Genomic DNA, 25236 nt, shown 5'->3' on the forward strand with positions numbered 1-25236 from the left:
CTTCAATCATTCTTTTTTCTCAAACCGGATCCCATGATCTCCAGGATACGAAGCACGATGGTCATTGTCCCCTCTCCAGATCTCATCGGGAATTCCTTCAGGAAAAGCATCACATGTATTATGATGGGTCCCGTTGGGATTCAACTGCGACTTACGGAGATGTTTGCAGTGTATACAGACAGGACTATAGATTATTTCTGAATCGGTACTGTCGTCGATTACGATATCTCCTTCTGCGTTTACCATATCAATCATTTGTTCTTATCTCCTGATATATTCTAACTGGGGTATATCCTTTACGACCCGGGACCAGACTTCATGCCAATGCATTAAATTAGCATCATCTGTAGAAAGTTCACCTGAGAAGATTTTGTTTTCAAACTCTTTTCTAACATTGCGATTATGGTATTTCATAGATTTCTCTATTTTTTCATTCCACATCTTACTTTCAAAGTTGGAACCATCTTTCATTTTCATGGTGTAGGAGTTTTTTTGTCGCTGTTATCCTGATTTCCTTCATCTCCAGATTGCAGGCAGTAAGGATATCTGCGGGGGAAAATGAACTGCTGTCCGGGTGATTGTGCGTGAAAACGGATCCTTTTAGTTTTTTGCTTTCTTCCATTGTAATTGTAATCGCACTCTTACTTCCTGACTTTCTAAACAGAACATTGCCATTTGATGAGAAAGCATATCAGTTTTCATATGGCATATCACGTATTTGTGATTCATATTTCCTGATTATGTCATCGATGTTCCCCCTTGCAGGTGTTCGGGAAATGCTAAGTGAATCCAGCAAACCCTTTTCCCCGGCAATCCTCCTCTCCAGATCCGAATCAAGGATGAACTTATCGATATGATACTTATTATTGACCGCCACGTCTGCAGTAATATTCGCATTTACGAGCGTGACGTTTTTGGTTGTTGCTCCGTTAGTGTTAGCAATTAACGCCTGATTCCCGGTAGGACGGGTTAAGTTATTTCCTGCTCAATCTATCTCAACCAGAATTGCCTGGATAGAATCCCTTAAACCAATCAGACGATTGCCAACAACATCCCACACAATCACATAATCGATTCCGAAATAACCATGAGCTAAGCGGTCCCGCATACCGGCAATCACCCGCCACGGAATGTCAGGATAACTTGCCTTTATCTCAGCCGGCACATTCGTAGCCGGCTTCACCAATGATTTCGATATTCTTCACAACTGCCTTCTGGGTTTTCCTATCGTTGAGAAATTCAGTGAAGTCCATCCCTGAAGTGAAATCTTCGATCTCATCAATCGCTTCAACAATGTCAGTTAAAAACAACCTGTACTCACGCATGAAAACCACCTCATGCATGCACATAAACCACTTCTGAAAAAATCCTGCTCTTCAATTCATCCCTTACGGCACGTTTCGAGATGATATCTACCTTTGTCCCGAACTCGTCTTCAAGAAAAATTCCAAGAGCTGCGAGATCAAAAAGATCCGCACCTTTCTCAAACTCAACAAGGAAATCAATATCGCTGCCGGTTTTGTATTCATTCCTCACCACCGACCCAAAAAGGCCTATTTCCTTTACTTTATAGTTCTTTTTCAATTCCAAAAGCAGCTCATCAAGTCTTCCCAGAATAATATCCTTTTTGATCATATTAATTCCCTTATGAGATACTGATACACATTTTGGAGGGTCTTTTTATATTATTGCTTTGGTTGTGTTGTCTGATCATTCCCATGAATTCATTAGGCAGATCCTAACTGTAGTTCAGTGATCTTATATTTGCTGCCTTGATAAAGGTCCAGTCAAAAAGAGATATTATACGCTGCTCGAGTTGATTGATTTCGACTGCCTGCAGCAGGGAAGTTGCCATATAGTGTTGGCGGATGAATGACAGGGGAATATAGGGTTTATGGCAAAAATCGATTATGAAATTAATTCAAAAGGTTTATACCAAATGCTTCCAATACTCACATGTGAGTATTGATAACAATTAGACGAAATACTTTTTTTGTGGTGAAAGATGGTAACAAAACCGAATCCAATATTGGAGTATAGTATAGATTCCCTGTTAAAAGCCTTCAATACTTATAGAAAACCGGTCTTAAATCATTCTCATTTTTCTAAATTGATGAATTTACTTGACACGAGATTGAGAAAACAAGGAATTGATATGGAACTACCAGGATATTGGTATAAATATGGGTTTTATATAGAACCCCGATTTCTGGATAGTGCTCTTCCCAGAAAATTTACTGAATATTATACTTTAGACGACACAGTCGTCCCACCCATGCACCCAAAAAGAGATTATGGACTTAAAGCAGATATAAAAAAAACGATCGATTCAATAGTTCGTTATCTTTGGAAACAATATGGATACAAATCAGATTACGGTAAAAAGGTCAAAAGAGATTCATATCAAATAAACAGTCCATATGATTTCAATACTATTTTTCAGGATTATATTGATGTTGTGAATCGTAAAGAAAGGGGATTTGGTTCAAGAAAGGATCAGCTGGAACCGTTGTTGGATGATTTACTCAACAATTTTCCTGAAGATGATTTCCCTGAACTATTTGATTTGTATCTCGAATGGGATGACACTGTACGTCTTATTTTGGATTGTACATCTTCCGAAGAACAATATGGTCTTATTGTTGACCTAAGGGACAAATTCTGGGATGTCTTTTCAAATGGTGTCAGAATAATACATCACCAAAATATTCCTGATGAAAAAAGCATCATTGATGAATGGGAGAGAAAATATGAACAATCAATTCCTGCTTTTTATCATGAACTGGAAGATCTAAGGGAAGAGATTCTTTCTGACAATTATGAATTTTCAAATAAAAACGAAGATACTGTTAAGAAACTACTGAAATGCGCATACGAAAATCATAAGGGGGAAGCGCATGGATGAATCTTTTTCTTGATAACAATGTGTTAATTGGTTATATTTTTGAAACCGATAACTGGAATCTAAAATCTCTAGATGTGATGCGTTGCTCCTTAGATCGATATTCAAGTAATACCGTTTGTCAGGAATGTAGGGATATATACAAAAAGAACTTGGGAACTATAAAGAAAGAATTTAAACACATTATCCGAGAATTTAACAGAAAACAATCATTCAGCTTAAAAAAAGCATCATCTGTATTAAAAAGATACCAGATCGGGGATTGCTTAATTGAGTATTTTAAAAATAACCCCGTAGAAAATATAAAAGAAGCCAAAAATCATTTGAGAAATCTCCAGCGAGACATGGAAAAAAGATGTCTTGATAATTATCAGAATATAAATAAATTAGTAAAGTATGTGCCCGTGATAATCCCTATAACGACATTTATAGGTTATTGGAAGCAGATGGTTTGGCAGAAGAAGAATTTATGGACCTTGAAATTATTATCGACGCACATCATGTTGGCTTGAATGTTGAACAGATGTTTTTTATTACTGGTGATTACAGGGATATTGTTTCAAGAAAAAAGTTGATAGTGGCCAATACTTCCTTAGAAGATGTTATCTATTTGAAATATTTTGATTTCCAGTAATCGAGTTACAATATTTCAATTATTTCTTATATCACTGCTCGCCTTCCTGCGGGAATCCTGCACATCAAGACTGCCGTTTGCGTCCAGTGTCTTGATACCAAGCCCGACTGCAGCGATATCCTCGTTCTCCGACAAGTACCTGTGTTCTTCAAGCCAGTCAACGATAACGTTCTGCGCCTGCTCGACACAAAGCATATCCTGGTTCCACGTTTCAAATCATGTAGGGTACCCTTTGAGAAAACCAATTTTTCCACTAAAAATAGAAAATATAAAGTAACAACTGCCTGATTTCCATGTTGTCCTGTCTTTCAATTTCATATACATGAGATACGAAATCAATAGTTTTGCGTTTGCCAACAAGGTATTGAGCCATTTCTCTTGTCTTCAGGAGCAATATAGCACTCCATGTATGCTGTTTATCCCTGTATTTAGCACGTTTATTTAACCATTGATTAACTTCCTCTGTAATCTTCCTAGCCACTGTAGGCTTAAGCCTTAGCGCATAGGTTTCTGTCCGTATCAACAGAACTACTGACAGGCACAGGCAACAGATCACTGCGGCAGTTGTGATACAGCGGCAGTCTCATTCTGCTTGCTTCACCAGAATTGGCATCGAAAACCGTGCCATGCAGGGCCCTGCACTGTGGTGAAGTCCGGTCATCGATCTCTGCAAAGAACTCAACCTGCACGCCACGCTTAGAATACCTGTATAATTCCGAATTAAATGCTACATCTGCTGTAAATGTCCTGGCAAACCTGACTGTAGGAAAGGGTTCGTTTATCCAGTATTTCTTGATGTTGTTGGCCAGTTGGTTGGAATTCCTGTATTAGATCTCCTCATTGTCCAGCATAGCAATAATGCTTTTTGCGACTTTACCAGTCAGATCGGTGGAGAGCCGGACCGCTTCGGCTGTCAGGGGATATGGTTTATCGGCTGCAGATTTGCTTATATGGGGAATAGAGGCAGCAACCTGTGCCTCCTGCAGGTTCGCATCGGCATGTGACAGTGCGAGTCTTATTATTTCAGTCAGCAGGAGATCGAACTGGATTTCAAAGGTTTTTGATTGGAACCACCTTCGTGTGTTCCGTAGCAATTCGTCCCGATAATCCAGTGTACTGACATTCGCAGCCTTGTTGAAAGTTCTGTCAAAAAGAGATATAATGCGCTGTTCTAGTTGTTTTATCTCAATAGACCGCATCAGAGATGATACCATATAAGTTCCAGAGGAATGGCAGTAGTATATGGTATTTATGGCAAAAATGAGTGAAATACAGAGTAATCATTTGATGAAATCTAAATATTGAATAAAGCCCCAATCTTCCTCATACTTTTTTAATATATCAATTATTATTTCTCTGTTTGGCTTTGGCATACAATAATCTTCACGACCTTGTTTTTTTTGAGCTGCTATTAACCCTATGTTTTTTAGTTCTTTTGCAGCATATTTAGCTTTATCTAAATCGTGTTTTGGAATACCGTTTGTGATTTTATTGATATTAAGGTGTTTATCGCACCAGGTTCCTTGACGACACATATTATAAAGAATGCGTAATTCGTATTGGGAAAATTCGCGTTCCATATATTCGTCATTTGGAGACATCATTTGATAAATGATAATAATGTATAATAAAGTTAGTGTTAAACTGATTGGACAGTAAACCAACAGTTTTAAGTATAATCCATAATATGGGTTGAATAGGAGGAAATGAAATGGCATTGGAAGACTTTTTAGGAAAAACTTCCGAGATTAAAATCATTGATTTTTTATCAGGAAATGGTGACATTAATTATAATCAATCTGAAATAAGTGAGTGCACAGGTCTTTCAAGAACTACCATCAATCACAAAATTCCATTTTTAATTTACAATGGAATTTTGGAAATAAAAGAAACAAAAGGAAATGTCAACTATTATCAATTAAAAGATAATAAAATCATCAAAGGGTTAATTGGATCTGTTTTTGCAAACAGTTTTTTCATTGCTGAACAAGATGGGGAATATAATGAAATTTTGAATAACATTAAACAAGACGTTGGTCCAATTGTATATGAAGAAATAAATTGCTTTTATTATTCAGAAGATACATCAATGCATGTGGTTGAAGATACTAAAAAATTCTGGAATAAAGAAGAACGTGAGTGGCCTACTATACCATTTTCATCAATGTATTCAGAGGACATGAGTAAATTTGCAGTTTCAGCGTGAGTGATAATAATGACCAAAAATGAAAAAGTAGGTATAGTAAACCAAGAAGAAAATGAGGAACAAAAAGAAACAGTAAGCATCAACCGCACTCCTATATTTGGTAGGACTTACGCTACAAACCTTATAGTTTCTATGACAGACTCAGATTTCAGAATTGAGTTGTTAAATGAAAAATTCAAAACCAAGAATGGCTGGGTATATCACAGTGACCACATGGTTATATTGACAGCACAGGCAGCCAAAAAGCTTCTTCAAGATTTGGAAAAGCAAATCTCTATCTATGAAAATGAACATGGAGAAATTGAAGTAAGCGAAGAAAGAGATCGAGTAGGGAGCCAGTAATTCCTATTTTTAATTTTTTATTTAATTCAAATTTAAATGTGTATATAATAAAATCTCTGAAACTCATCCATAATCCATCGGTGAACGTTGAGTTTGGAGACTTGTTTTCATTAAGAAGAGATATGGGACAGGAAGCCACTTGGTCTTCAATCAAATGATAGTACACAAGATCATGTTACTATAAAGAGTAGAGGACAGATTTTCTACAGAGACTTTATTAACGTACTCCACCCTGTGGGAACCCACCCCATTCAAGCAACTGCTCCCTGCTCAGGACACCAGAATTGTACCACTCAAGTACTTCTGCAGCGGTCATCTTTGGTCTCGAAAGTTCCTCAAATTCCACCCATACACTACCTCCAGGCCAGCCTTTCTTTTGCAACCTCATATCAATGAACTGCTGCACAATATTCCGGATACTGTGCTGCAGGCCTTCCAGTACAACCATCCGGTCAGCCTCAGAAACATATCCTGCAGCATAGGTGGATCCTTTAGTATCCCCCATGGAAAATGGTGTCTGGAACAAACCGACCTGAATCTCTGCTTCCAGGGATCTCTTGAAAGCCTGCACATCGAGACTGCCGTTTGCATCCAATGTCTTGATATCAAGCCCGACTGCAGCGATATCCTCGTTCTCCGAAAGATACCGGTGTTCTTCCAGCCAGTCATCAATAATGGCCTGTGCCTGCTCGACACCGAGTATATCCTGATTCCACGTTTCAAATCATGTAGAGTACCCTTTGAGAACCCCAATTTTTTCTACTCAACATAGGAAATATCAAGGATCTTCTGCCTTAATTCCCCTGGATCATCCCTTTCGATCAGATTCCAAATAAAATTAATATATACCTCAAAATACAACACCCGAAGAGTGCATTTAATTGAGGCATTCAATTTCGCTAAAACAAGTCACATCAGAATCTCGCAATCAATCCAGGCCCGCATCTGCTTTGAAAGCCTTTAGTTTGAGACTCATAACAGGGTAGCCTGAGTACTGATTTTCACCAATCTCTTTGTCTTGATCCATTATCTCGACATTGAATCCAGCATCTTTTATCATTCCCAGATAATCATTTTTAAGCAATGCACCACCTATACAGGCACATATAAGATCTTCATCATTCCTCTGCTCGGGGGTCAGGTCATTCAGAAGAACAATATCTGAAACATACATCCTCCCATCATTTTTGAGAACACGGTATGCTTCCCTGAATACTTTGGATTTGTCAGGTGCGAGATTGATCACACAGTTGCTTATAATGACATCAATCGACCCCGTTTCAACAGGTAGAGACTCGATATCCCCCTGCTTGAACTCGACATTATCGAATTCATATTTTTCAGCATTCTTTCTTGCTTTTGCAATCATATCTTCTGTCATATCCACGCCAATGACTTTTCCGGTCTTGCCCACTTTCCTTGCAGCGATAAAACTATCAAATCCTCCGCCTGAACCAAGATCAAGAACGATATCGCCTTCTTTAATCTCACCGATTGCCGTAGGATTTCCACATCCAAGCCCCAGATTCGCTGCAGATAATGATTGTATATCTTCAGATGAATAGCCAATGGATGTTGATATTTCTTCCTTTGTGAGATCCCCGCAGCATCCACATCCCTGTACAACATCCAATGCAATTTTTCCGTATTTATCCTTTACAACTTCTTTCTTAGAAACTGCATCTGCTGCATTATCAGGACAACATGAATCAAATTTTTCAATTCCGCAATTTTCAAGTTTGTCTTTCATATTATCATCCATTATGCTGTAAATTACGTATCTACCCTCTTTTTCGTACTTCAGGATTCCCGCTTCACAAAGTATCTTGAGATGGCGGGATACAGTGGTTTGATCTTTGCCCGTAATTGCTGCAAAATCACATGCACAATGATCATGTTTTAACAGGCATCCTATTATTGCAAGACGCGTTTGGTCACCCAATGCTTTGAAGAATTTAGCCTTTTCATGAAGCATTAGTTGTATATATGTGCATTTATGCATATATATCTTTTGCAAGCAGTTCTTGGAAAACGAAGCACAAAGAGGAAAACAAATACAATAAATAATTTATAATTTCTTTGTAAATTAATAATTATTGTTTGATTGACTGTGATGGGGAAGTCCAAAAAACAATTTTGGCATGTAAACCGATTTAGGTGGTAAGTGGGCGAATCAGGGTTTATCCTTCTTAAGGCAAATGTACCAATCGGAACATTTCAATTCTTTATCTTCCATGCGCTTCTTTGCATCTTCATAGGAAAGAGGAGTACATACTATAACATCATCACCAGGATTCCAGTTAACAGGAGTATCTACATTTTGTGAATCTGTTTTCTGGATTGCCTGCAGGATGCGTTTTATTTCATCAAGGTTTCTGCCATTGGAAATTGGGTAAAAGGCAATATAACGGATGCGTGACTGCGGGTCGATTATGAATATTCCCCTCACAGGTTGGGTATTTATGATTTCGTTTTCATCAGTTGCCTTATCTGCCTGAATATACTGGATATCGCGCATATATCTTTTGTTCTCAGAAGGCTGGAGCATCCCATATTTTTTAACTATTGACAACCCCTTGTCTTCTACTATAGGAAATTCCACATCCATGCCCGAGAGGCCATTAAATTCCACCTTTTCCTTTATAGACCGCAACCAGGAAATGTGTGATTGGACACTGTCAACTGACAGGCCAAGAAGTTCGGTATTGAGTTGCCTGAATTCTGCCTGCATCTTTGCAAACACCATGAACTCTGTGGTGCATACGGGTGTAAAGTCTCCAGGATGACTGAAAAAAATTACCCATTTACCTTCATAATCTTTTGGAAAATTCACTTCCCCATGTGTGGTACGGGCCCTGAAAGAAGGAGCAATTTCCCCCATCATTGGAATTCTGATAGTCATATATTCATTTTGTTCCACAATAACACCCCATTTGTCATTTGTCAGATTATTCTTATATTTAGTTTGTAGTTGTATATTTAGGTTTTTGCAATTTTTACTTCGTCCATTTATAACAAAGGTTGTATATTTTTATCTTATCGATCGCCCGTACTTCAAAAAAGTGAACGTGCCATTTTTGATTTTACTATCTTGCAATTCATGCATGTAGAAGGAGCTGAGGTCTTTACTCCATTGCTTAGAGGATTTTTGTTCCTGATAGTAAACCACATTGCACTGGACACCATGCTTGTGGACACAGGTATTCTATATACATTCCTGGAACCATGGGGATGGGGTATCGCTGTAGTAGTAGCTTTTAAGTGGGGTGTAATGGACGCTCTTGTGGAATACGCAAAGCAAAAGAAGTAAAAACCCCTCTTTCTTTTTATTTCAAATAACCTGAGCTCTATTTAACGCAAAGTACCCTTAGAGGATCTTGCTTTTTTTCATTGCAGAAACTCTGTATTATCTGTAAAGGTGCACGCCTTGTAACAGTCTGTGCAAAACACTACAGAACATCGAATTGAGAATAACAGGCCCGAATGCTGTCCGTGGGGTAAGGCTGGAACTAATTACTATGGTGTCACGCCTGACCAGCCAATCTCAATGTAAGAAAGGTCGTTGCTATAATCGGGCTGAAGCTATCTATTCAGATTACTATCCCAAAAAAGACGTTCTTACGAAATAAATAGTACCAGGTACAAAAATAAAATTTTACGATAATCAATGAAGAGATATTCCTTTTACTGATGGATACCGAATTTTTTGTTGATTAATTCTTGGGGGGTATACTTTACAAATACAACATTTCAATTTTTCTTTTTATGTGTGCAAAAAGTATTTAAGTAGCAAATCATTTTTAGTACATAAATGACTAAATAGTCAATTCCAGCGATAACTCATGAAAAAACAGGTAGAAAACAAAAAAGCAGCCCTTTTGCAAGCGGCTCTAAAGCTCTTTACTGAAAAGGGCTTCCACGGCACATCCACTGCCCAGATATCAAAAGAAGCAGGTGTAGCCACAGGTACTTTATTCAATTATTTTCCTACAAAAGAACATCTCATCAATGACCTGTATTTCGAGGTAAAAGAAGAATTAAGCAGTAGAATGGGACAAGATGTCCAGATACAGAAAACTTACAGAGAAAAATTAAGGAAGATGTGGTATAATCTGGTCGAATGGGGAATAGAGAATCAGGAAAAATTCCATTTTGTCGGACAGTTCTGTTCTTCTCCTTCCATAACAAGCCATACCCGTGAAGTAGTTATGGAAGAGTATGTTTTCTTCCATGATCTTGTGATGGAAGGATTAGCAAATGGTGAGCTTGGGGACTACCCAGCAGAAATGATAACAACAATGTTCTATCAGTCAAGCAGAACAATAGTTGACTATATTCTTTACTCAGAACCACAGGACAGGGATAGAGCTATAGAAAATGGATTTCAGGTTGTATGGAGCGGGCTGACCAGGAATAATTTATTATTTTAATGACCGATCACTGATATGGCATTCTGTATCTAGTTCATATTTTAGGATAAATGTAAAATAGTGATATAAATGGTCAAACTCAAAAAGATCGCATTACATTCATTCTTGTTTTTTATTCTGTTTTGTGTCGGCATAATAGTATTTATGAATGTAAATCCGGCTTTCGGCGGGGATCCAACAACAGAACAAAAAGAAACATATCAACATTTAAGTAACTATGTTGATGGACATTTTGTAAATGAGTTGCCTACAAGTGTATTCGGAGATCCATCAGATACTCTACCAGCAAATAATTCTTCAGTTTCCGAGTTTGCAGACCGTGATCCTGCAAGTCCAATCCCTGTTTATACGATAGACTGGGAACAGATAAAAAGTAAAAACGATAGTTTGACCTGGTTAGGACACTCTGCTTTTCTGCTTAATATTGATGGCAAAAAGTTATTGCTTGATCCTATGCTGAGCCCTGTTGCTTCCCCTGTCTCATTTGTGGGAATTAACAGATACGAATATAGCGAAGATATCATGCTGGATATAATTGATGAAATGACGCCAATCGATGCAGTTCTTATTTCGCATGACCATTACGACCACCTGGATTACCAATCAATTGTAAAACTAAACAGCAAAGTTTCGCATTTCTTTGTTCCTCTCGGGTGTAGTGCTCATCTGATCAAATGGGGAATTCCCGAAGAGAAGATCACAGAACTCAACTGGTGGGAAGAAACGAAGTACCAGGATCTGACTGTTGCTCTGACACCTTCCAGACATGGTTCCGGACGAGATCCATTCAGCATTGATACTACATTATGGGGTGGCTGGGTCATTCTGGGAAACAAAAGCCGAATATATACCAGTGGAGACGGTGGATACGGTCCGCATTTTAAGGAGATAGGAAACAAATACGGACCTTTTGACATCACCCTGATCGAAGGAGCCCAATATGACCAGAGATGGGCTGAGATTCATATGCTTCCGGAACAAGCAGTACAGGCTAATCTGGATGTAAATGGTGAGACAATGATGCTGATGCATTGGGGAGCATTCACGCTGGCTAATCATGCCTGGGATAAACCAATAGAAAGGGCGCTGGAAGAGGCAAATGAAAGAGATATGAACATAATTGCTCCAATGATCGGTGAGACTGTTCTGTTAGATTCAGACCTGCAAATGCCTTCTACTTCATGGTGGGACTTCTGACATAAAAATGTATTAATCAAAAAAAAAGCACAGTATGCAAAATATAATGACTGATTGCTCAATCATATGAGTTATTGAATGTATAAGACTTTTCAGGAAAGGAAAATTGAGGATTTGATATGAGTTATAACATGTATGTACCTACCAGAACCTTGTTCGGTGCAGGTCAATTAAATAATCTGCATGAGCAGAAAATGCCTGGCAAAAAAGCTATGATCGTTATCTCTAAAGGCAAGTCAATAAGAGAGAACGGCTATCTTGCAAGGACTGAAGAGCAGCTGAAACTGGCAGGTGTAGAAACAGTAGTTTTCGATAAAGTTGAAGCAAACCCTTTAAGATCAACAGTTATGGTTGGCGGTGCTTTTGTAAAAGAGAACAATTGTGACTTTATTGTTGCTTTGGGTGGTGGAAGCTGTATGGACGCAGCAAAGGCAATTGCTGTAATGGCTACCAATGAAGGTGATTATTGGGACTATATTCCTTCTGGTAGCGGAAAAGGAATGCCCTTAAAGAACAGCCCTCTGCCGGTCATAGCCATTACAACTACAGCCGGAACAGGTTCAGAGACCGATTCGGGTACAGTGATCACTCACGAAGAAAAGCATGAAAAGACCGGGTTTGTACATGAGGAACTGTTCCCGGTCCTGGCTATTGTCGATCCTGAGCTTATGCTGACCGTACCACCGAAGTTTACCGCATACCAGGGATTTGATGCATTATTCCACAGTGTTGAAGGGTACGTTTCCAATGGTGCCAATCTTATGAGCGACATGTATGCCATCACCGCAATTGAGAATATCGCAAAAAATCTTGCAAAAACTGTGAAGAATGGGAATGATCTGGATGCACGTGAAAAGGTTGCTTTCGGGAATACACTTTCCGGTACAGTGATGTGCGTAGGTATTCTCACCAGTCAGCATTCACTGGAACATGCAATGTCAGCCTATCATCAGGAACTTCCGCATGGTGCAGGTCTTATCATGATCAGCAAAGCGTATTTTACTCATTTTATTGACAAGCATGTCTGTGATGACAGGTTCGTACAAATGGCAAAGGTCATGGGAATGGAGGATGCCAAAGAGCCGATGGATTTCATCAAAATGCTGGTGAAATTGCAGGAAGACTGTGGAGTTGCAGACCTCAGGATGTCCGATTACGGTATCACACCGGACGAATTCAAAACAATGGCTAAGAACGCAAAGGATACTATGGGCTTTTTGTTTACATGTGACAGGACCGAACTTAGTATTGATGACTGTGTTGCCATCTATGAGGCTTCCTACAAGTAAGGATTCTCAACTCATTATTTTTTACAACTGAACAATTATCAGAATAAAATCGGCTCTAAATTCTTTTTGGCATCGTCTATGAGTGATCGCAATCCGCTTTTGGGAATGGCACATGTCTGAATAATGCAAAAATGTTATAGTATAAATCATGGGTTAATATGTTCTTGATTATTTTCAGAGAGACTAATCATTACTTTTGGATTTATGCTGGACAATTTGTTGATTAAAGGAGAGTCATTAGAGCATGGTCAGCAACATAGGATGGTTCATGACCGAGTATCAATTTGGCGTCGTCTGTGAGTGATTGGTCAATCAAAGCAAATATATACTAGCAAATCCATTTATGACTGACTGTTCAGTCACCCGCAGTTTTATTATCTTGTGCAATTCAAAACCTAAGGAGAACTAGAATGTTATACAGAAAAATGCCAAAGAACACAGACGAGCTTTCAATTCTTGGATTCGGATGCATGCGCCTCGCTTCAAAAGAAGACGGTAGTATAGATGAAGAAAGGGCAACTAAGCAGCTGCGCTATGCGATCGATCAGGGAGTGAACTATGTTGATACTGCATGGCCATACCACATGGGAGCAAGCGAGCCATTCCTGGGTCGTGCTCTTGCTGACGGATACCGCGAAAAAGTGAAAATCGCAACAAAGCTCCCTTCATTCCTTATAGAAACGAGAGAGGATATGGATAAGTACCTGAATGCCCAGCTTGAGAAACTGAACACCGATCATATTGACTATTATCTCTTACATTCTCTTGTTGGTGACCTGTGGGACAGTATTGAAAAATTAGGTGTAGCTGATTTCCTTGACAAAGCCAAAGCTGATGGTCGCATTATAAATGCAGGTTTTTCTTTTCACGGAGCATCAAAGGATTTCAATCGCATAGTAGATGCTTATAACTGGGACTTCTGCCAGATCCAGTACAACTATCTGGATGAAATGAACCAGGCAGGTAAAGAGGGTCTGAAATATGCAGCTTCTAAAAATCTTGGTGTTATAGTAATGGAACCTCTTCGTGGAGGAACCCTTACAAAAACTGTACCACAAGATGTGGAAGAAATATGGAATGAGGCACCAAAGAAAAGATCACCTGCTGAATGGGCTCTTCGCTGGGTATGGAACCATCCGGAAGTTACTGTGGTTCTTTCCGGTATGAACGAAGAAGCCCATATTGAAGAGAATCTCAGGGTTGCAGGAGAAGCACATCCAAATTCACTTACAGAAGAAGAACTACAACTTGTGAAAAGAGTGGAAAATAAATACCGTGAATTGATGAAGGTAGAATGTACCGGTTGTCAATATTGCATGCCTTGCCCGTCAGGTGTGAATATTCCAGTTTGTTTTGATCTGTACAACAACCTTTACCTGGAGGATGATCCCGAAACAGTAAGACTTATGTATGCTGCACGTTTAGGCGGTGCTGTTGGTGCAGGTAGAGGCGGTTTTGCATCCCTTTGTATCCAGTGTGGACAATGTCTTGATAAATGCCCACAGCATATTGACATACCAAATATTCTTGATTCCGTAGTTAGCGAACTTGAAGGGTCCGATCTTGAGCAGAGGATTGCCATGGCAAAGGAGATGTTTAATGGAGATGTTTAAGCATGTATAAAACAGCATAAATTATCTGCCACAAAAATACAACAAGGAATATTGTTTCAGGTTCTTTACTGAAATACCAGACAATATTCCGTTTTTATTTATTCATTATTTCGTGAACTTTGAATTATTATTTTTTTTAGTAAAGGGGTTATCACATGGAACTCACAGATCTCTTCAAAGATGTCAAAGATGGAAAAATAGATATTGAGACTGCGGAACAGCATGCACGTGGTCTTGGTTTTGTATCCTACTCCGATATAGCAAAAATTGATTCTCACAGGAAATGCAGAACGGGAGTTGTCGAGGCTGTTCTTGCCGATTGTAAAGAGCCTGATGATGTTGTGGAAATTGCAAGGGTCATGGTTTCACAGAGCAAGCGAGCCCTTATCACTCGTGTATCTGAAAAACATTTTGAAGTCCTGAGGGCGGCATTCCGCGAAGATGAGTTTGAATGGAACAGCCGATCCCGTACGGTTGTGGTCCATGATGGCACTCATGCACCCGCAACCGGTGGAGTTGTAGGTATCATTTCCGCAGGCACGGCAGATATTCCAGCCGCAGAAGAGGCAAAGGTTGTGGCTTCTGAGATGGGATGTGAAACTGTTACCGTATACGATGTAGGGGTTGCAGGAATCCACAGGTTAGTTCCCGAACTTCAGAATTTGAAATCGAAGAATCCTGGGGCTATAGTAGTTGCAGCCGGAAGGGAAGGCACACTTCCCACAATAGTTTCAGGACTTGTTGATGTGCCTGTGATAGGTCTTCCTGTTTCCACAGGATATGGTGCAGGTGGCAAAGGAGAAGCTGCTCTGATGTCAATGCTCCAGTCCTGTTCCACACTTGCAGTCGTAAATATCGATGCAGGTTTTGTTGCAGGAGCATATGCGGCGAGGATAGCGAACATGATCGCATCCGCAGGAGCAGGATGTAAACAAGAACAGGAATAAAAATTATGAGATCACTAATATTCAATCCTTTTTCCGGAGCCGCCGGAGATATGATCCTTGGATGTACTCTGGACCTCGGAGCTGACAGGCAAGCCCTAAAAGAACTTATAGAAGCCTCTGCTCCTGTTTCTGTGGATATAAGGGAAGTAGTGAAAAAAGGAATAAAAGCTATTGATGTCAAGATCAATGTACCTGAAAGAGAACATTCACGCACATATCCAGAACTTTTAGACACGATAAAGGAGGCAAAACTGCCTCCCAGGGTGGAGGCAAGTGCCCTTGATATCTTTTTAAAGATGGCAGAAGCTGAAAGCTTGATTCATAGAGTAGATGATCTTGAGAAACTTCATTTCCATGAGGTAGGCCAGAGTGATGCACTTGTAGATGTCATCGGGTCTTCGGCAGCTATTCATTCTCTTGGATGTGATTCTGTTTACTGCACTCCTATCAATGTGGGAAGCGGTACAATAGAATGCGCACATGGGACCCTGCCTGTACCAGCTCCGGCTACACTTGAAGTGCTCAGGAAAGGAAAACTCTATTTCAGAGGTGGGAATGAGCAAAAAGAACTTCTGACTCCCACAGGAGCTGCGATCCTTTCTCACTTTGCAAGACCTGTGGAGACTTTTCCCCAGGGCAGGGTAATTTCAACAGGGTATGGAGCTGGAGATGCCGAGCTTAGAGGACCAAACGTGCTCCAGGGAGTGATTTCTGAGCTGTATTCCGGCCTGGTCCCGGATATGATAGAAGTACTTGAGACAAATGCTGACGATGTAAGCGGAGAAGTGTTGGGTAACCTGTTCGAGGAATTGCTTGCTATGGGAGCAAGGGATGTTGCAATCGTTCCGGCAACAATGAAAAAAGGCCGCCCAGCCCATATTATCAAGGTCATTGCAAAGCCTGAGGATACTGCAAAACTCGCACGGAAGATCATTATCGAGACTGGGTCCCTAGGAGTACGGGTAATACCAACCCGGCACAGGTTAATGGCTGACAGAAGGATAGAGTCACTTAAATTTGAAATTGAAGGGGAAATCTATGAAACCGCGGTGAAGATTGCCAGGGATTCAGAAGGTGTCCTGCTCAATATCTCTGCTGAGTTCGAGGATTGTAAAGTGATTGCTAAAACAAGTGGTATCCCTGTAAAGGAAGTTATAAAATGGGCAGAGGAGGCAGCAAGAAAGCTCTTCTCTTGATATTTCCAAAAAGCTTCGTTAATAAAAACCAATGAATTTGATTACCCAATTACTTTTGAGTGATTACTCAATCAGGCATAAAGGTAACAGATTGATTTGTCTTAAAAACAAGGATTCAATCAAAGATTAATGAGAATCAAGCTAATAATTCAAAAATGCGGGAGGAGTTTAATGTTATACAGGAAAATGCCAAAGAACGGGGATGAACTTTCAATAATCGGTTTTGGAACCATGCGCCTTCCGACCCATAGATAATTGAAAGATTAGATCTTCAGCTACAGGCATAGCTATATCGATAAAGTTTAAGTAATCATTTGACAGATTATTAAATCATAGATTTAATGGGAGTATCAGATTTTCATTCTGGAATAAATCACATACATTCCTTTTATTTTTATTCATACCCATATATTTTTACTATGAGTTTTTACATTTTTTATTATTGAATGCTCCAACCTGTTCTTTTAATATTTTTTTGCAGATTAAAAGTTAATTTGTTTGAGATTATAAAATGTCGGCTCTGTTGATGTACACCCCACCGTTAAGGGTCAGTGAAGCAATTAATGTTAAGGTCAAAGATATAAAAATTGAAAATACAAGCCCCGAAGTCCAAACCTGTCGCTATGCTTAATAAATTAGAAAATCAAATATGTAGTTGGAATTGGAGGTGAATAACAGATGAGACATGGGGAATTTTATAAGAATAATGAGACTGGCAAAGTTGGGAAGATTGTAGAAACAAATCCACTGGCAATTTTCTTAAAAATAGCTGGTAATTTTGTCGAATTTGAAAGGGATATATTTTTGGATTATTGGTCCAGAGTCAAGGGAGAATCGGAATACGAAATGGAACTTATTCTATTATATGATGAAATATGCCAGATCGCAAACAAGCAGAATGTGGACACTAAAAAATTAATCGCCGATTTAAATCGCCTGTCTACAAAACAAAATCCTGCTTAACTTTTTTGAATCGATTTTTAATCAGTTCTTTTAATTGAAATTGGTCGATTGAATGTCCATATTCAATATTGACAATTGTCCAGTGTATAGCGCAGGGGTCTATGTTTAACCCCTTTTACCTTTGTAGGTCCTTCATTTTTCATACCGATTTTTTTAGCAACTTTCCTGGAAGCAATGTTATCCTCATGCGAAAAAGCGATGAACTGCTTGCAATCCAGTTTGCGGCAAGCGTGATGCAAGAATATTTGGATAGCCTCGGTTGCAAATCCCCGGTTCCAGTGCTTTGGTAAAATGGACCAGTAAACCTGCTAAGCTCCCTTATCCGGGTCAGGAAGCATTCCAACAGAACCGACAAATTCATCACTGCTCTTTTTTGCAACAGTATAGGCATAGACCTGATCTGGTTCATCGTAGTTTTTCATTGTTTTACGGAAAAACCTGCGAGTATCTTTATAGGATGCAGGTTTTTGGCTGAAGAAAAAATATTTTGTAGCTTTATCATTTGAAATAAACCTGTGAAAACCAGTAAAATCTTTCTCCTCCAGCGGCCTTATGATAAGCCTTTTGGATTCTATGATTTCATGTATTCTTGCTGGCATGGATATACACATGGTTCAAAGACTTATGTATATTACCGTTGCTGATATCAAAGAAAATTATATTGCAATGTTTGGGATTTGGCGAAAAACTAATGAAATAGATTATTGATTATATTACATGAGCTTTGATAACCCTGGCTTTTTTGAAAAGTTGCGAATGGAAGTGCTCTGGAACCGTCTGGGAAGTTTCCGCTATAAGCAATATATTCAGGGTCTACAGTTGAAAGGTGATGAAAATATTCTGGATTTTGGATGCGGAGGAGGCGCTGTTTCAAAGCATATAGCAAACGCCCTTTCAGACAGCGGCAATCTGGTTTGCATTGACACCTCTGCTTTCTGGCTGGAGAAAGCAAAAAAACGGATGAAGGACTTTTCCAACGTTGAGTTTATCTGTGAAAAGATCGAAGATGCAGATCTGCCTGATAATTATTTTGATTCCGTTTTCATTCATTTTGTCCTCCATGATATTGAGGAAAAGGACAGACAGGAAATATTAAACTCCCTTGCAGGCAAACTTAAGGGAACCGGTCTTGTCTACATCAGGGAGCCAACCAAGCATGATCATGGTATGTCCCCTGTAGAAATTGTAGAACACATGAAAAAAGCAGGTCTTTCAGAACTTTCCGGCAGGCATGGGGAGTATTTCAGATGGCCACATTATACCGGTGTTTTCCGTAAGTAAGAAGTAAATTTATGCCTGTGATATGAAAATACACAGGCAGGAATGTTGGTAATCAGTCGAGCAATTCTTTTCCGGCAGTTTTTGCCTCATCCATTAATTCAGTGTTATCTTTGACTGCTCCGGGCTCATAGTATCCGGTACCAAGCAATGTATTCTTGATTTCCATTCCGAAAAACTGGTTCATCAGCCCTCCCAATTCTTCAAATACCGGTTTGTACTGATTCTTTTCGGGGAACCCCTGGGAACCCACCAATACAAGTTTTTTACCGGCATTGATACGCGGAGAGAAATCCGGGTTAATCAGGGAATATAACCTGTCTATGAATGAGCGTGCCTGTCCGGTAAATTGGCCGAAATAAATGGGTGAGCCAAAAACAATACCATCAGCATCAATGATTGCATCCAGAGCTTTTTCCATATCATCATCGAGTTTGCATCTTTCATGGACTTTACAGTAGCCGCATGCCTGACATCCCGTAAAATCCATCGCATTGATGTTGAATTTCCTGATATCTGCACCGTTCTCAGAGGCACCGTCAAGAACTTGCTGTACAAGTACATCTGTATTCCCATCTTTACGTGGGCTTCCTACAAAACCTACAACTTTCATTGTTCCACATCCATCTGGCTTTAATAATTATTTTCAATTTCTTTTAGAAACATAATGTGATGTGTAAGTATGTGTTTATATACTTAAGTTTTATCACATACTTCTGTTTAACATGTAACTATAAGTTTTTCACCTCCAGAAAATGCTGGATTATCTTTTTAAGTAACAGTACCCATCTTATTATATCAAAAACTATCGAATATCAGGGAGTGTCAATATGGGAGTAGAAGATGTAATGAAAGAGGTCTCTGAGGAACTTGAGAGACTGGTCAGCACTAAAACCGTTGTAGGGGAAGCTATGGAAGCAGGTGGAAAAACTATCATACCCATCAGCAAAGTATCCTTTGGTTTTGGTAGCGGTGGCGGTGAAGGTAAGAAAAGTGCAACCGAATCGAGCTTTGGTGGCGGCGGCGGTGCAGGTGCAAAAATAGATCCTGTTGCATTTCTTGTTATATCTGAAGAAGACGTAAAGTTGTTGCGTGTATCCGGCAAAGGCGATATTGATAAGGTCATTGAAGCAGTTCCGGAACTAATCGGGAAATTCAAAGGAATGAAAGGGAATAAGCATGCCTCTGACAGACCTGAAGAAGTAAAAGAAGAGTCAGATAATGAGGAAAAAGACTAACCTGTTTCCGTTAGGAGACGGGCAATTTAAGTATCCGGGTCTATGTGGCCTATGATTATTTTTTCTGTAATTTTGCTGCTTTTGGTAGTGGCAATTTTATTCCTTTTTGTCGCATTTGATGTAACATACAGGTTTACATTAGAAAGAAACAGTTACAAAACAAACCTGAAAATAACCTGGTTGGGAATCTCCAGAAATATCAAACCTTCCAGCAATAAAAAAAATAAAGAACAAGAGGATGAAATTAAAACAGATCGTTCGGTAAAAAACAACCCAACGATTGTAAATGATCTATCATCGTATTCTTCTATTTTCTTTGAGATAAAAAATCCCCTCCTCAGGTTTGTATCAGATATCTTAAAAGCTATCCATTTTCGTTCTCTTTCTCTTGATATGAGATATGGTTTTGATGATCCCGCATATACAGGCATTCTGTGTGGATTTTTACATGCGGCTCTTGGAATAGTTAAGCGCAGTTGCCCTCAATGTAATTATCAGATTGTTCCCTGTTTTAATAATGAAATTTTAGAAATAGATGCCTCTGGAAGTTTTCGTATCAGGCTGTACAGATTTATGCCGGGATTACTACGGTTTTTTTCCAGAAAGGTTGTGATCAAAAACCTGTGGATATCTTTGAAGAATAAATATTGACCCATTAAATGCCAAAATTTAAGCAGCATATTTATAATTCTACAGGACACATTATTTTGTAATGGACATTAAGGGGGATTATGTGAAAAAGACAATGATTGTACTTGAAATCCTGTTGAGCCGATTTTTGGTAATAGGTTGTACAGATTACGGCAATGGTGACGAAACTGTCAGGAAGGCACATCATCAGTAACTGGGGCTGATGTATATTAACTGATATTTTTTCTTATTTTTGTACAAATAATTACTTATTTATTAATATACGAAAACATAATTTTATAACAGAATATATTCGGAGGTAGCTTATGATAAATTTACAGGAACTTGCAGATTCATGTATCGAATGTAACAAATGTCTTGATGTATGTCCTGTTACAAAAGTTACGGGTAATGATTCTTTTACGCCCCGGGCTAAAATATCCCTGCTTGACCGTATTGAAGCAGGAAAAGAACTTACAGAAGACGAAATGAACAATGTGTATCTTTCGACACGCTGTGGTGCCTGCGATGATGTCTGTCCTGTGGACATTCCAATCACGGATATTATACAGAGGGAAAGACAACTGCTCGCAGAGCAGGGCAGGGAACCGGAGAAAACCGGAAAGATCTGTCAGAACATTCTTGTAAATAATGTGCCGGGACATATGGACGATGCTCATCGTTTTGACTGGGTAACCAATGATCTGGTAATCGCTGAAAAATCAGAAATTGCTTACATGGGTGGCTGCTGGGCATCCTTTGCTCAGCCGGAGATTGCACGCTCAACGATCCGATTACTGAATGCTGCAGATATCAAACCCATGTTACTTAAAGAGGAAAAATGCTGTGGCCTTTTCCTGATTGATAACGGTCATCTGGATGAAGCTGCAGAACATGCACGTAAATATGTGGATTACATCGAATCACAGGGAATAAAAAAACTGGTAGTCTCATGTCCGGGATGTTACGAGGTCATCGGGAAAGAGTATGCAAAATTAGGCAAAAAACCGGAATTCAAAGTGGTATTTTCTCTTGACCTCTTCAGTGAGCTTGTCAGGGAAGGCAGACTGCAGCCACGTAAGACCACAGGTACGGTTTCTCTGAGGGATGCATGTCCCATGAGGAAAGAAAAGAATGTTCCCAGACAATTGATCTCAGCTATGGGATATTCCATAAAAGAACTGTTTGAAGGTACGGTTTGTTGTGGTGCACCGGCAGGTGTCAAACCCAATTTCCCGGAAATTTCCGGTAAGATAGCAAATCTAACCCTTGAAAACCTTCAGGAAGGCAAGACACTTGTAAGCTACTGTCCCTTTTGCCAGTATCATCTGGAAAGTGTTTCAGGAGAACCAAAACCAGCGATAAAAGACATCTCTACGTTACTTGCAGAACAAACACTTTAAAATCATTCAATCTGAAAAATTTTCAGCATATTGGTCCCTCCCGGCTTACCGGGAGACTGGCCTTCTGTGAATACTATAAGATCACCCACCGATGCTATCTGATTTTCTTTCAGCAATGTAGAGGCAGTTTGTTCCCAGCTGCCACCTTTATTCGGGGAATATATAGGATAAACCCCATATGAAAGGGCAAGGGTTTCACATATTTCCTGGCTTCTGCTCATAGCGAATATCCAGCAATCGGGTTTAAATCGGGAAATCCTGCGCGGAGTCTGGCCGGAAATGGTGGGTGTTACAGTGTGGTCTACTTTCAAACGTTTGATGGCCTGGTAAACCTGCAGGGCAATAACATCACTAACTGACATGGTAAGTTCATCAATGCCTTTTGTAAGCAATTCAGTTCCCCAGCCAGTTTCATTCCTCCATTTTTCGGTCCTTGAAGCGATTCCAGTCATCATCAACACGGTTTCAATCGGGTATTTTCCGACTGCCGTTTCCCCGGATAACATCAGGGCATCGGTTCCGTCAAGTATTGCATTGGACACATCAGTGGCCTCTGCACGTGTCGGACGAATATTTTCTGTCATTGACTCAAGCATATGTGTTGCAGTAATGACAGGTTTGCCCCGCAGGTTTGCCTTATGTATAATCTCTTTTTGCAAAACCGGCACTTGCTGGATCGGAGTTTCCACTCCCAGATCCCCTCTTGCAAGCATTATGGCATCGGTATGCTCAAGAATATCATTTATGTTTTTTACCGCTTCTTCCCTTTCTATTTTTGCCACGACATAAATGGACTCACCATGCTGCTGGGCAAATTGTCGCAACTTTTCAATATCAGATGCACTTTCTACAAATGAGAGGCTGAATATGTTTACTCCTTCCTCCAGGGCAAACTTCATGAATCTCAGGTCATCATCCGTAACAGCATCCAGAAAGATCCGGGAGCCTGGCAAATTCACTCCTTTGTGGGATGTGAGATAACCCCCGATTTCAACCTTGCATTCTACCCCTTTATCGGTATTACCCAGACATCTAAGCTGGATAAAACCATCATTGAGAAATACATTGCTACCCGGGCTTACACTCTCATAAAGCCTTTTGTAATTTACCGGTATGATGTTTTTCCCACCATCTATATCCAGAGGGGTAAGATAAACAGTATCTCCCTTTTCAAGAGTTAAAGGTTCATTTTCCAGGTCTCCAACCCTTATTCTGGGGCCCGGCAGGTCTGCAAGGATTGCCACAGTTACTCCCAACTCAGTTGATAAACTACGTATCCTTTGGATAACTTCCCTGTGTTTTTCCAGATCACCATGAGAAAAATTAATCCTGGCTACATTCATCCCCTTAAGTATCAATTGCCTGAGTACGGGTTCGGGACTGGAAGCCGGGCCAATCGTGCATACAATTTTGGTACGGTGATCTGGTAGTTTCATATTTATACTCATGTGTTTCTGACATACTCCCACGACTAAAGTGCGTGGGGTTCTACGGTTGATTGCTTTCTAATCATTGCCGCTTTGGGGATACCAGTATTCCCCTTTGCTACATCACTTTCTGTAGCAAATCGAACTATGTTTGGAGATAATGCAATGTTGAAAGCTGCATTAACGTCCGCATGTTCAACGTGTCCACAAGAAGGACACTGGAAGTTTTTGCCATTTCTGTCCCCTATATGACCGCATCTGCTACATGATTGAGAAGTGTATGCAGGGTCGATATAAGCGATAGGAACTCCAAGTAGTTTGGCTTTGTATTCTATCATCATTTGGAACTGATAGAAAGACCAACTATTCAAGGAATAACGGAATGACTTTGCTTGTTTCTTGTTCTTACGGATGCCCTTGAGTTCTTCGAGCTTGATTCCGTAGCCATTTTCATAGGCATTACCCACTATCTTCTTGCTAATTTTGTGGTTAATGTCTCGGACGATTCTACTTTCACGGTTTTTGAGTTGTTTTACTTTTCGATATTTACCTCTCTTTTGTAGATTTTTACGGATATGTTTGTATTTTTCATGAATATGTTGTCCTGATTTACCGAGTTTCATAATTTTTCCAGTATCAGGAGATGCTACGACTGCTATATGACCTGTAGTATTTCGGTCTACTCCTAACCATTCTGTAGCTTCATATTCTGAATTTTCTTTGTGGGTTACAGAAACAAAGAGATATTCGTTATCTACTTCAATCTGATTGATAGTGTCGAAGTAGATGGGGATTTCATGTTTAAGTTCCAATTTCAATGCTGTTATTTTGATAATTTGTGATGCAGGGGCATACTGGATTCCCTGTTTAGGGATTGTTAATTTAACCTTATTGACACGTTTTATCTTCTTATTACGCCCGTATTTACGAATAATCTGATTGCTCATCACTGATTTTAATCCGAATTGTTTTACATCTTTGGAACTGAATTTAGCTGAATGCGGATGATGCTCTAATACATAGTGAGCTACTTGTTTAGCCTTTTTTAGTTCATCGGAAAAATCTCGATGATGCTTGATTTTGTATGTGAGTATCATTTATTTTTCTGTTCCTCAATGTATTTTTTAACTGTTGTTTCCGAAATGTGACCTACAGATTCACAATAGTAGCTTCGAGTCCATAATGTCGGGAGTCTAGTTCTCATTTCTGAAAATTCTTGTCTTAAAATACGAGATGTATAACCCTTCAATTGTTGAACAATCCAATGAGGACTCATTGTAGGTGTAGTTTTCACAAATAGATGAACGTGGTCGGGCATTATTTCCATTTTTTCAATGATTACTCCGATTTCTTCTGCTTTATTATAGAGAAGTTCCTTTAAACGTGCTTCAATCTCATTTTCTAAAACATTGCGTCTATATTTAGGACACCATATTAAATGAAAACCAATGTTATACACCGTTGTATTGCTATGTTTCCATCTCTCTGTTGCCATTATAATGTATTATATGTCTGACATCTATATAACATTTGTGATTAAC

34 protein-coding genes and 1 pseudogene are annotated in these 25236 nt (G+C 39.5%); 17 read left to right on the forward strand and 18 right to left on the reverse strand.

The window, feature by feature from the left end; all coding sequences use genetic code 11:
- Positions 1-6: 6 nt before the first annotated feature.
- The 6 genes from CI957_RS01075 to CI957_RS01095 all read right to left on the reverse strand — a co-directional run bounded on the left by CI957_RS01075 (position 7) and on the right by CI957_RS01095 (position 1635).
- Positions 7-255: a hypothetical protein gene (locus tag CI957_RS01075; RefSeq protein WP_128754042.1), complete on the reverse strand. Its 249-nt coding sequence runs from the start codon at positions 253-255 to the stop codon at positions 7-9.
- A 6-nt stretch (positions 256-261) separates the two neighbouring features.
- The gene (locus tag CI957_RS01080; protein WP_128754043.1) at positions 262-477 is read right to left on the reverse strand and encodes a hypothetical protein; all 216 of its coding nucleotides are present in this window, start codon (positions 475-477) and stop codon (positions 262-264) included.
- A 214-nt stretch (positions 478-691) separates the two neighbouring features.
- Entirely contained in the window at positions 692-877 is a 186-nt protein-coding gene (locus CI957_RS01085; protein ID WP_128754044.1) for a hypothetical protein, read from the reverse strand.
- Positions 878-985: 108 nt separating this feature from the next.
- Positions 986-1183, reverse strand: a complete 198-nt coding sequence (locus tag CI957_RS01090) for a DUF86 domain-containing protein (RefSeq protein WP_277749673.1) — start codon at positions 1181-1183, stop codon at positions 986-988.
- The gene (locus tag CI957_RS11020) at positions 1155-1343 is read right to left on the reverse strand and encodes a DUF86 domain-containing protein (protein ID WP_277749674.1); all 189 of its coding nucleotides are present in this window, start codon (positions 1341-1343) and stop codon (positions 1155-1157) included. Before CI957_RS11020 ends, CI957_RS01090 begins: the two co-directional genes overlap by 29 nt.
- On the reverse strand, positions 1336-1635 hold the full coding sequence (locus tag CI957_RS01095; RefSeq protein ID WP_128754045.1) for a nucleotidyltransferase family protein: 300 nt from the start codon (positions 1633-1635) through the stop codon (positions 1336-1338). The genes CI957_RS11020 and CI957_RS01095 overlap by 8 nt, the downstream gene beginning before the upstream one ends.
- A 370-nt stretch (positions 1636-2005) precedes the next feature.
- Between CI957_RS01095 and CI957_RS01100 the strand changes: the two genes are divergently transcribed.
- Together CI957_RS01100 and CI957_RS01105 are read left to right on the forward strand one after the other, a co-directional pair.
- Positions 2006-2905, forward strand: a complete 900-nt coding sequence (locus CI957_RS01100) for a hypothetical protein (protein WP_128754046.1) — start codon at positions 2006-2008, stop codon at positions 2903-2905.
- A gap of 448 nt (positions 2906-3353) precedes the next feature.
- Positions 3354-3536: a hypothetical protein gene (locus CI957_RS01105; protein WP_128754047.1), complete on the forward strand. Its 183-nt coding sequence runs from the start codon at positions 3354-3356 to the stop codon at positions 3534-3536.
- A gap of 15 nt (positions 3537-3551) precedes the next feature.
- Here CI957_RS01105 and CI957_RS01110 read toward each other — a convergent pair whose 3' ends face one another.
- From CI957_RS01110 to CI957_RS01130, 4 genes are all read right to left on the reverse strand, one after another.
- A complete protein-coding gene (locus tag CI957_RS01110; protein ID WP_128754048.1) occupies positions 3552-3731 on the reverse strand; it encodes a hypothetical protein in 180 nt (59 codons plus the stop codon).
- Between the two features lie 293 nt (positions 3732-4024).
- On the reverse strand, positions 4025-4345 hold the full coding sequence (locus CI957_RS01120; RefSeq protein WP_128754109.1) for a minor capsid protein: 321 nt from the start codon (positions 4343-4345) through the stop codon (positions 4025-4027).
- 18 nt (positions 4346-4363) lie between these two features.
- Positions 4364-4750 (reverse strand): hypothetical protein, encoded by a 387-nt coding sequence (locus CI957_RS01125; protein WP_096711436.1) that lies wholly within the window; start codon positions 4748-4750, stop codon positions 4364-4366.
- 66 nt (positions 4751-4816) lie between these two features.
- Positions 4817-5137, reverse strand: a complete 321-nt coding sequence (locus CI957_RS01130; RefSeq protein ID WP_128754049.1) for a hypothetical protein — start codon at positions 5135-5137, stop codon at positions 4817-4819.
- 110 nt (positions 5138-5247) lie between these two features.
- On the opposite strand from CI957_RS01130, the gene CI957_RS01135 reads away from it, so the two are divergent.
- A complete protein-coding gene (locus tag CI957_RS01135; protein WP_096711434.1) occupies positions 5248-5742 on the forward strand; it encodes a winged helix-turn-helix domain-containing protein in 495 nt (164 codons plus the stop codon).
- Between the two features lie 9 nt (positions 5743-5751).
- Positions 5752-6084 (forward strand): DUF3467 domain-containing protein, encoded by a 333-nt coding sequence (locus CI957_RS01140; RefSeq protein ID WP_096711433.1) that lies wholly within the window; start codon positions 5752-5754, stop codon positions 6082-6084.
- Between the two features lie 217 nt (positions 6085-6301).
- Here the strand turns inward: CI957_RS01140 and CI957_RS01145 are convergent, their stop codons facing one another.
- The 3 genes from CI957_RS01145 to CI957_RS01155 form a co-directional block, all read right to left on the reverse strand.
- The gene (locus tag CI957_RS01145) at positions 6302-6679 is read right to left on the reverse strand and encodes a hypothetical protein (RefSeq protein ID WP_096711432.1); all 378 of its coding nucleotides are present in this window, start codon (positions 6677-6679) and stop codon (positions 6302-6304) included.
- A gap of 333 nt (positions 6680-7012) precedes the next feature.
- Positions 7013-8059: an arsenite methyltransferase gene (gene arsM / locus CI957_RS01150; RefSeq protein WP_277749675.1), complete on the reverse strand. Its 1047-nt coding sequence runs from the start codon at positions 8057-8059 to the stop codon at positions 7013-7015.
- A gap of 198 nt (positions 8060-8257) precedes the next feature.
- Positions 8258-8986 (reverse strand): redoxin domain-containing protein, encoded by a 729-nt coding sequence (locus CI957_RS01155; RefSeq protein WP_096711619.1) that lies wholly within the window; start codon positions 8984-8986, stop codon positions 8258-8260.
- A gap of 189 nt (positions 8987-9175) precedes the next feature.
- On the opposite strand from CI957_RS01155, the gene CI957_RS01160 reads away from it, so the two are divergent.
- The 8 genes from CI957_RS01160 (at position 9176) to CI957_RS01195 (ending at position 17719) form a co-directional block, all read left to right on the forward strand.
- Positions 9176-9394, forward strand: coding sequence for a hypothetical protein (locus CI957_RS01160; RefSeq protein ID WP_181079404.1), 219 nt, complete (start codon positions 9176-9178; stop codon positions 9392-9394).
- Positions 9395-9926: 532 nt separating this feature from the next.
- Positions 9927-10514, forward strand: coding sequence for a TetR/AcrR family transcriptional regulator (locus tag CI957_RS01165; protein ID WP_096711430.1), 588 nt, complete (start codon positions 9927-9929; stop codon positions 10512-10514).
- A gap of 69 nt (positions 10515-10583) precedes the next feature.
- Complete coding sequence (locus tag CI957_RS01170) at positions 10584-11711, forward strand: MBL fold metallo-hydrolase (RefSeq protein ID WP_096711429.1); 1128 nt, start codon at positions 10584-10586, stop codon at positions 11709-11711.
- A 119-nt stretch (positions 11712-11830) separates the two neighbouring features.
- A complete protein-coding gene (locus tag CI957_RS01175; RefSeq protein ID WP_128754050.1) occupies positions 11831-13000 on the forward strand; it encodes an iron-containing alcohol dehydrogenase in 1170 nt (389 codons plus the stop codon).
- A 410-nt stretch (positions 13001-13410) separates the two neighbouring features.
- Positions 13411-14613, forward strand: coding sequence for an aldo/keto reductase (locus tag CI957_RS01180; RefSeq protein WP_096711428.1), 1203 nt, complete (start codon positions 13411-13413; stop codon positions 14611-14613).
- Between the two features lie 155 nt (positions 14614-14768).
- The gene (gene larB, locus CI957_RS01185) at positions 14769-15560 is read left to right on the forward strand and encodes a nickel pincer cofactor biosynthesis protein LarB (protein WP_128754051.1); all 792 of its coding nucleotides are present in this window, start codon (positions 14769-14771) and stop codon (positions 15558-15560) included.
- A 5-nt stretch (positions 15561-15565) separates the two neighbouring features.
- A complete protein-coding gene (larC, locus tag CI957_RS01190; protein ID WP_096711426.1) occupies positions 15566-16756 on the forward strand; it encodes a nickel pincer cofactor biosynthesis protein LarC in 1191 nt (396 codons plus the stop codon).
- Between the two features lie 678 nt (positions 16757-17434).
- Positions 17435-17719: a hypothetical protein gene (locus CI957_RS01195; protein ID WP_096711425.1), complete on the forward strand. Its 285-nt coding sequence runs from the start codon at positions 17435-17437 to the stop codon at positions 17717-17719.
- A 62-nt stretch (positions 17720-17781) separates the two neighbouring features.
- Here the strand turns inward: CI957_RS01195 and CI957_RS10815 are convergent.
- Positions 17782-18330: pseudogene (locus tag CI957_RS10815) on the reverse strand (GNAT family N-acetyltransferase).
- A gap of 106 nt (positions 18331-18436) precedes the next feature.
- Here CI957_RS10815 and CI957_RS01210 point away from each other — a divergent pair.
- On the forward strand, positions 18437-19000 hold the full coding sequence (locus CI957_RS01210; protein WP_096711422.1) for a class I SAM-dependent methyltransferase: 564 nt from the start codon (positions 18437-18439) through the stop codon (positions 18998-19000).
- A gap of 52 nt (positions 19001-19052) precedes the next feature.
- Here CI957_RS01210 and CI957_RS01215 read toward each other — a convergent pair whose 3' ends face one another.
- A complete protein-coding gene (locus CI957_RS01215) occupies positions 19053-19610 on the reverse strand; it encodes a flavodoxin family protein (RefSeq protein ID WP_128754052.1) in 558 nt (185 codons plus the stop codon).
- Positions 19611-19827: 217 nt separating this feature from the next.
- Here CI957_RS01215 and CI957_RS01220 point away from each other — a divergent pair, with 217 nt between their 5' ends.
- The 4 genes from CI957_RS01220 (at position 19828) to CI957_RS01230 (ending at position 22268) form a co-directional block, all read left to right on the forward strand.
- Positions 19828-20235 (forward strand): GerW family sporulation protein, encoded by a 408-nt coding sequence (locus tag CI957_RS01220; RefSeq protein ID WP_128754053.1) that lies wholly within the window; start codon positions 19828-19830, stop codon positions 20233-20235.
- Between the two features lie 180 nt (positions 20236-20415).
- Positions 20416-20886, forward strand: coding sequence for a DUF2953 domain-containing protein (locus tag CI957_RS01225; protein ID WP_164908990.1), 471 nt, complete (start codon positions 20416-20418; stop codon positions 20884-20886).
- A 61-nt stretch (positions 20887-20947) separates the two neighbouring features.
- Positions 20948-21079 (forward strand): hypothetical protein, encoded by a 132-nt coding sequence (locus CI957_RS11025; RefSeq protein WP_277749676.1) that lies wholly within the window; start codon positions 20948-20950, stop codon positions 21077-21079.
- A gap of 112 nt (positions 21080-21191) precedes the next feature.
- The gene (locus CI957_RS01230) at positions 21192-22268 is read left to right on the forward strand and encodes a (Fe-S)-binding protein (RefSeq protein WP_096711418.1); all 1077 of its coding nucleotides are present in this window, start codon (positions 21192-21194) and stop codon (positions 22266-22268) included.
- A 2-nt stretch (positions 22269-22270) separates the two neighbouring features.
- Here the strand turns inward: CI957_RS01230 and pyk are convergent, their stop codons facing one another.
- The 3 genes from pyk to tnpA are packed head-to-tail and all read right to left on the reverse strand — an operon-like array spanning position 22271 to position 25190.
- Positions 22271-23704 carry a pyruvate kinase gene (gene pyk / locus CI957_RS01235; protein ID WP_096711417.1) on the reverse strand — a complete coding sequence of 478 codons (1434 nt, stop codon included), beginning with the start codon at positions 23702-23704 and terminating at the stop codon, positions 22271-22273.
- A 35-nt stretch (positions 23705-23739) separates the two neighbouring features.
- Entirely contained in the window at positions 23740-24792 is a 1053-nt protein-coding gene (locus CI957_RS01240; protein ID WP_096711812.1) for an RNA-guided endonuclease TnpB family protein, read from the reverse strand.
- Complete coding sequence (gene tnpA / locus CI957_RS01245) at positions 24789-25190, reverse strand: IS200/IS605 family transposase (RefSeq protein WP_096711811.1); 402 nt, start codon at positions 25188-25190, stop codon at positions 24789-24791. Before tnpA ends, CI957_RS01240 begins: the two co-directional genes overlap by 4 nt.
- Positions 25191-25236: the final 46 nt, after the last annotated feature.

Origin of the sequence: Methanohalophilus sp. WG1-DM (assembly GCF_004104135.1) — an archaeon.
GTDB classification, from domain to species: Archaea; Halobacteriota; Methanosarcinia; order Methanosarcinales; family Methanosarcinaceae; genus Methanohalophilus; species Methanohalophilus euhalobius.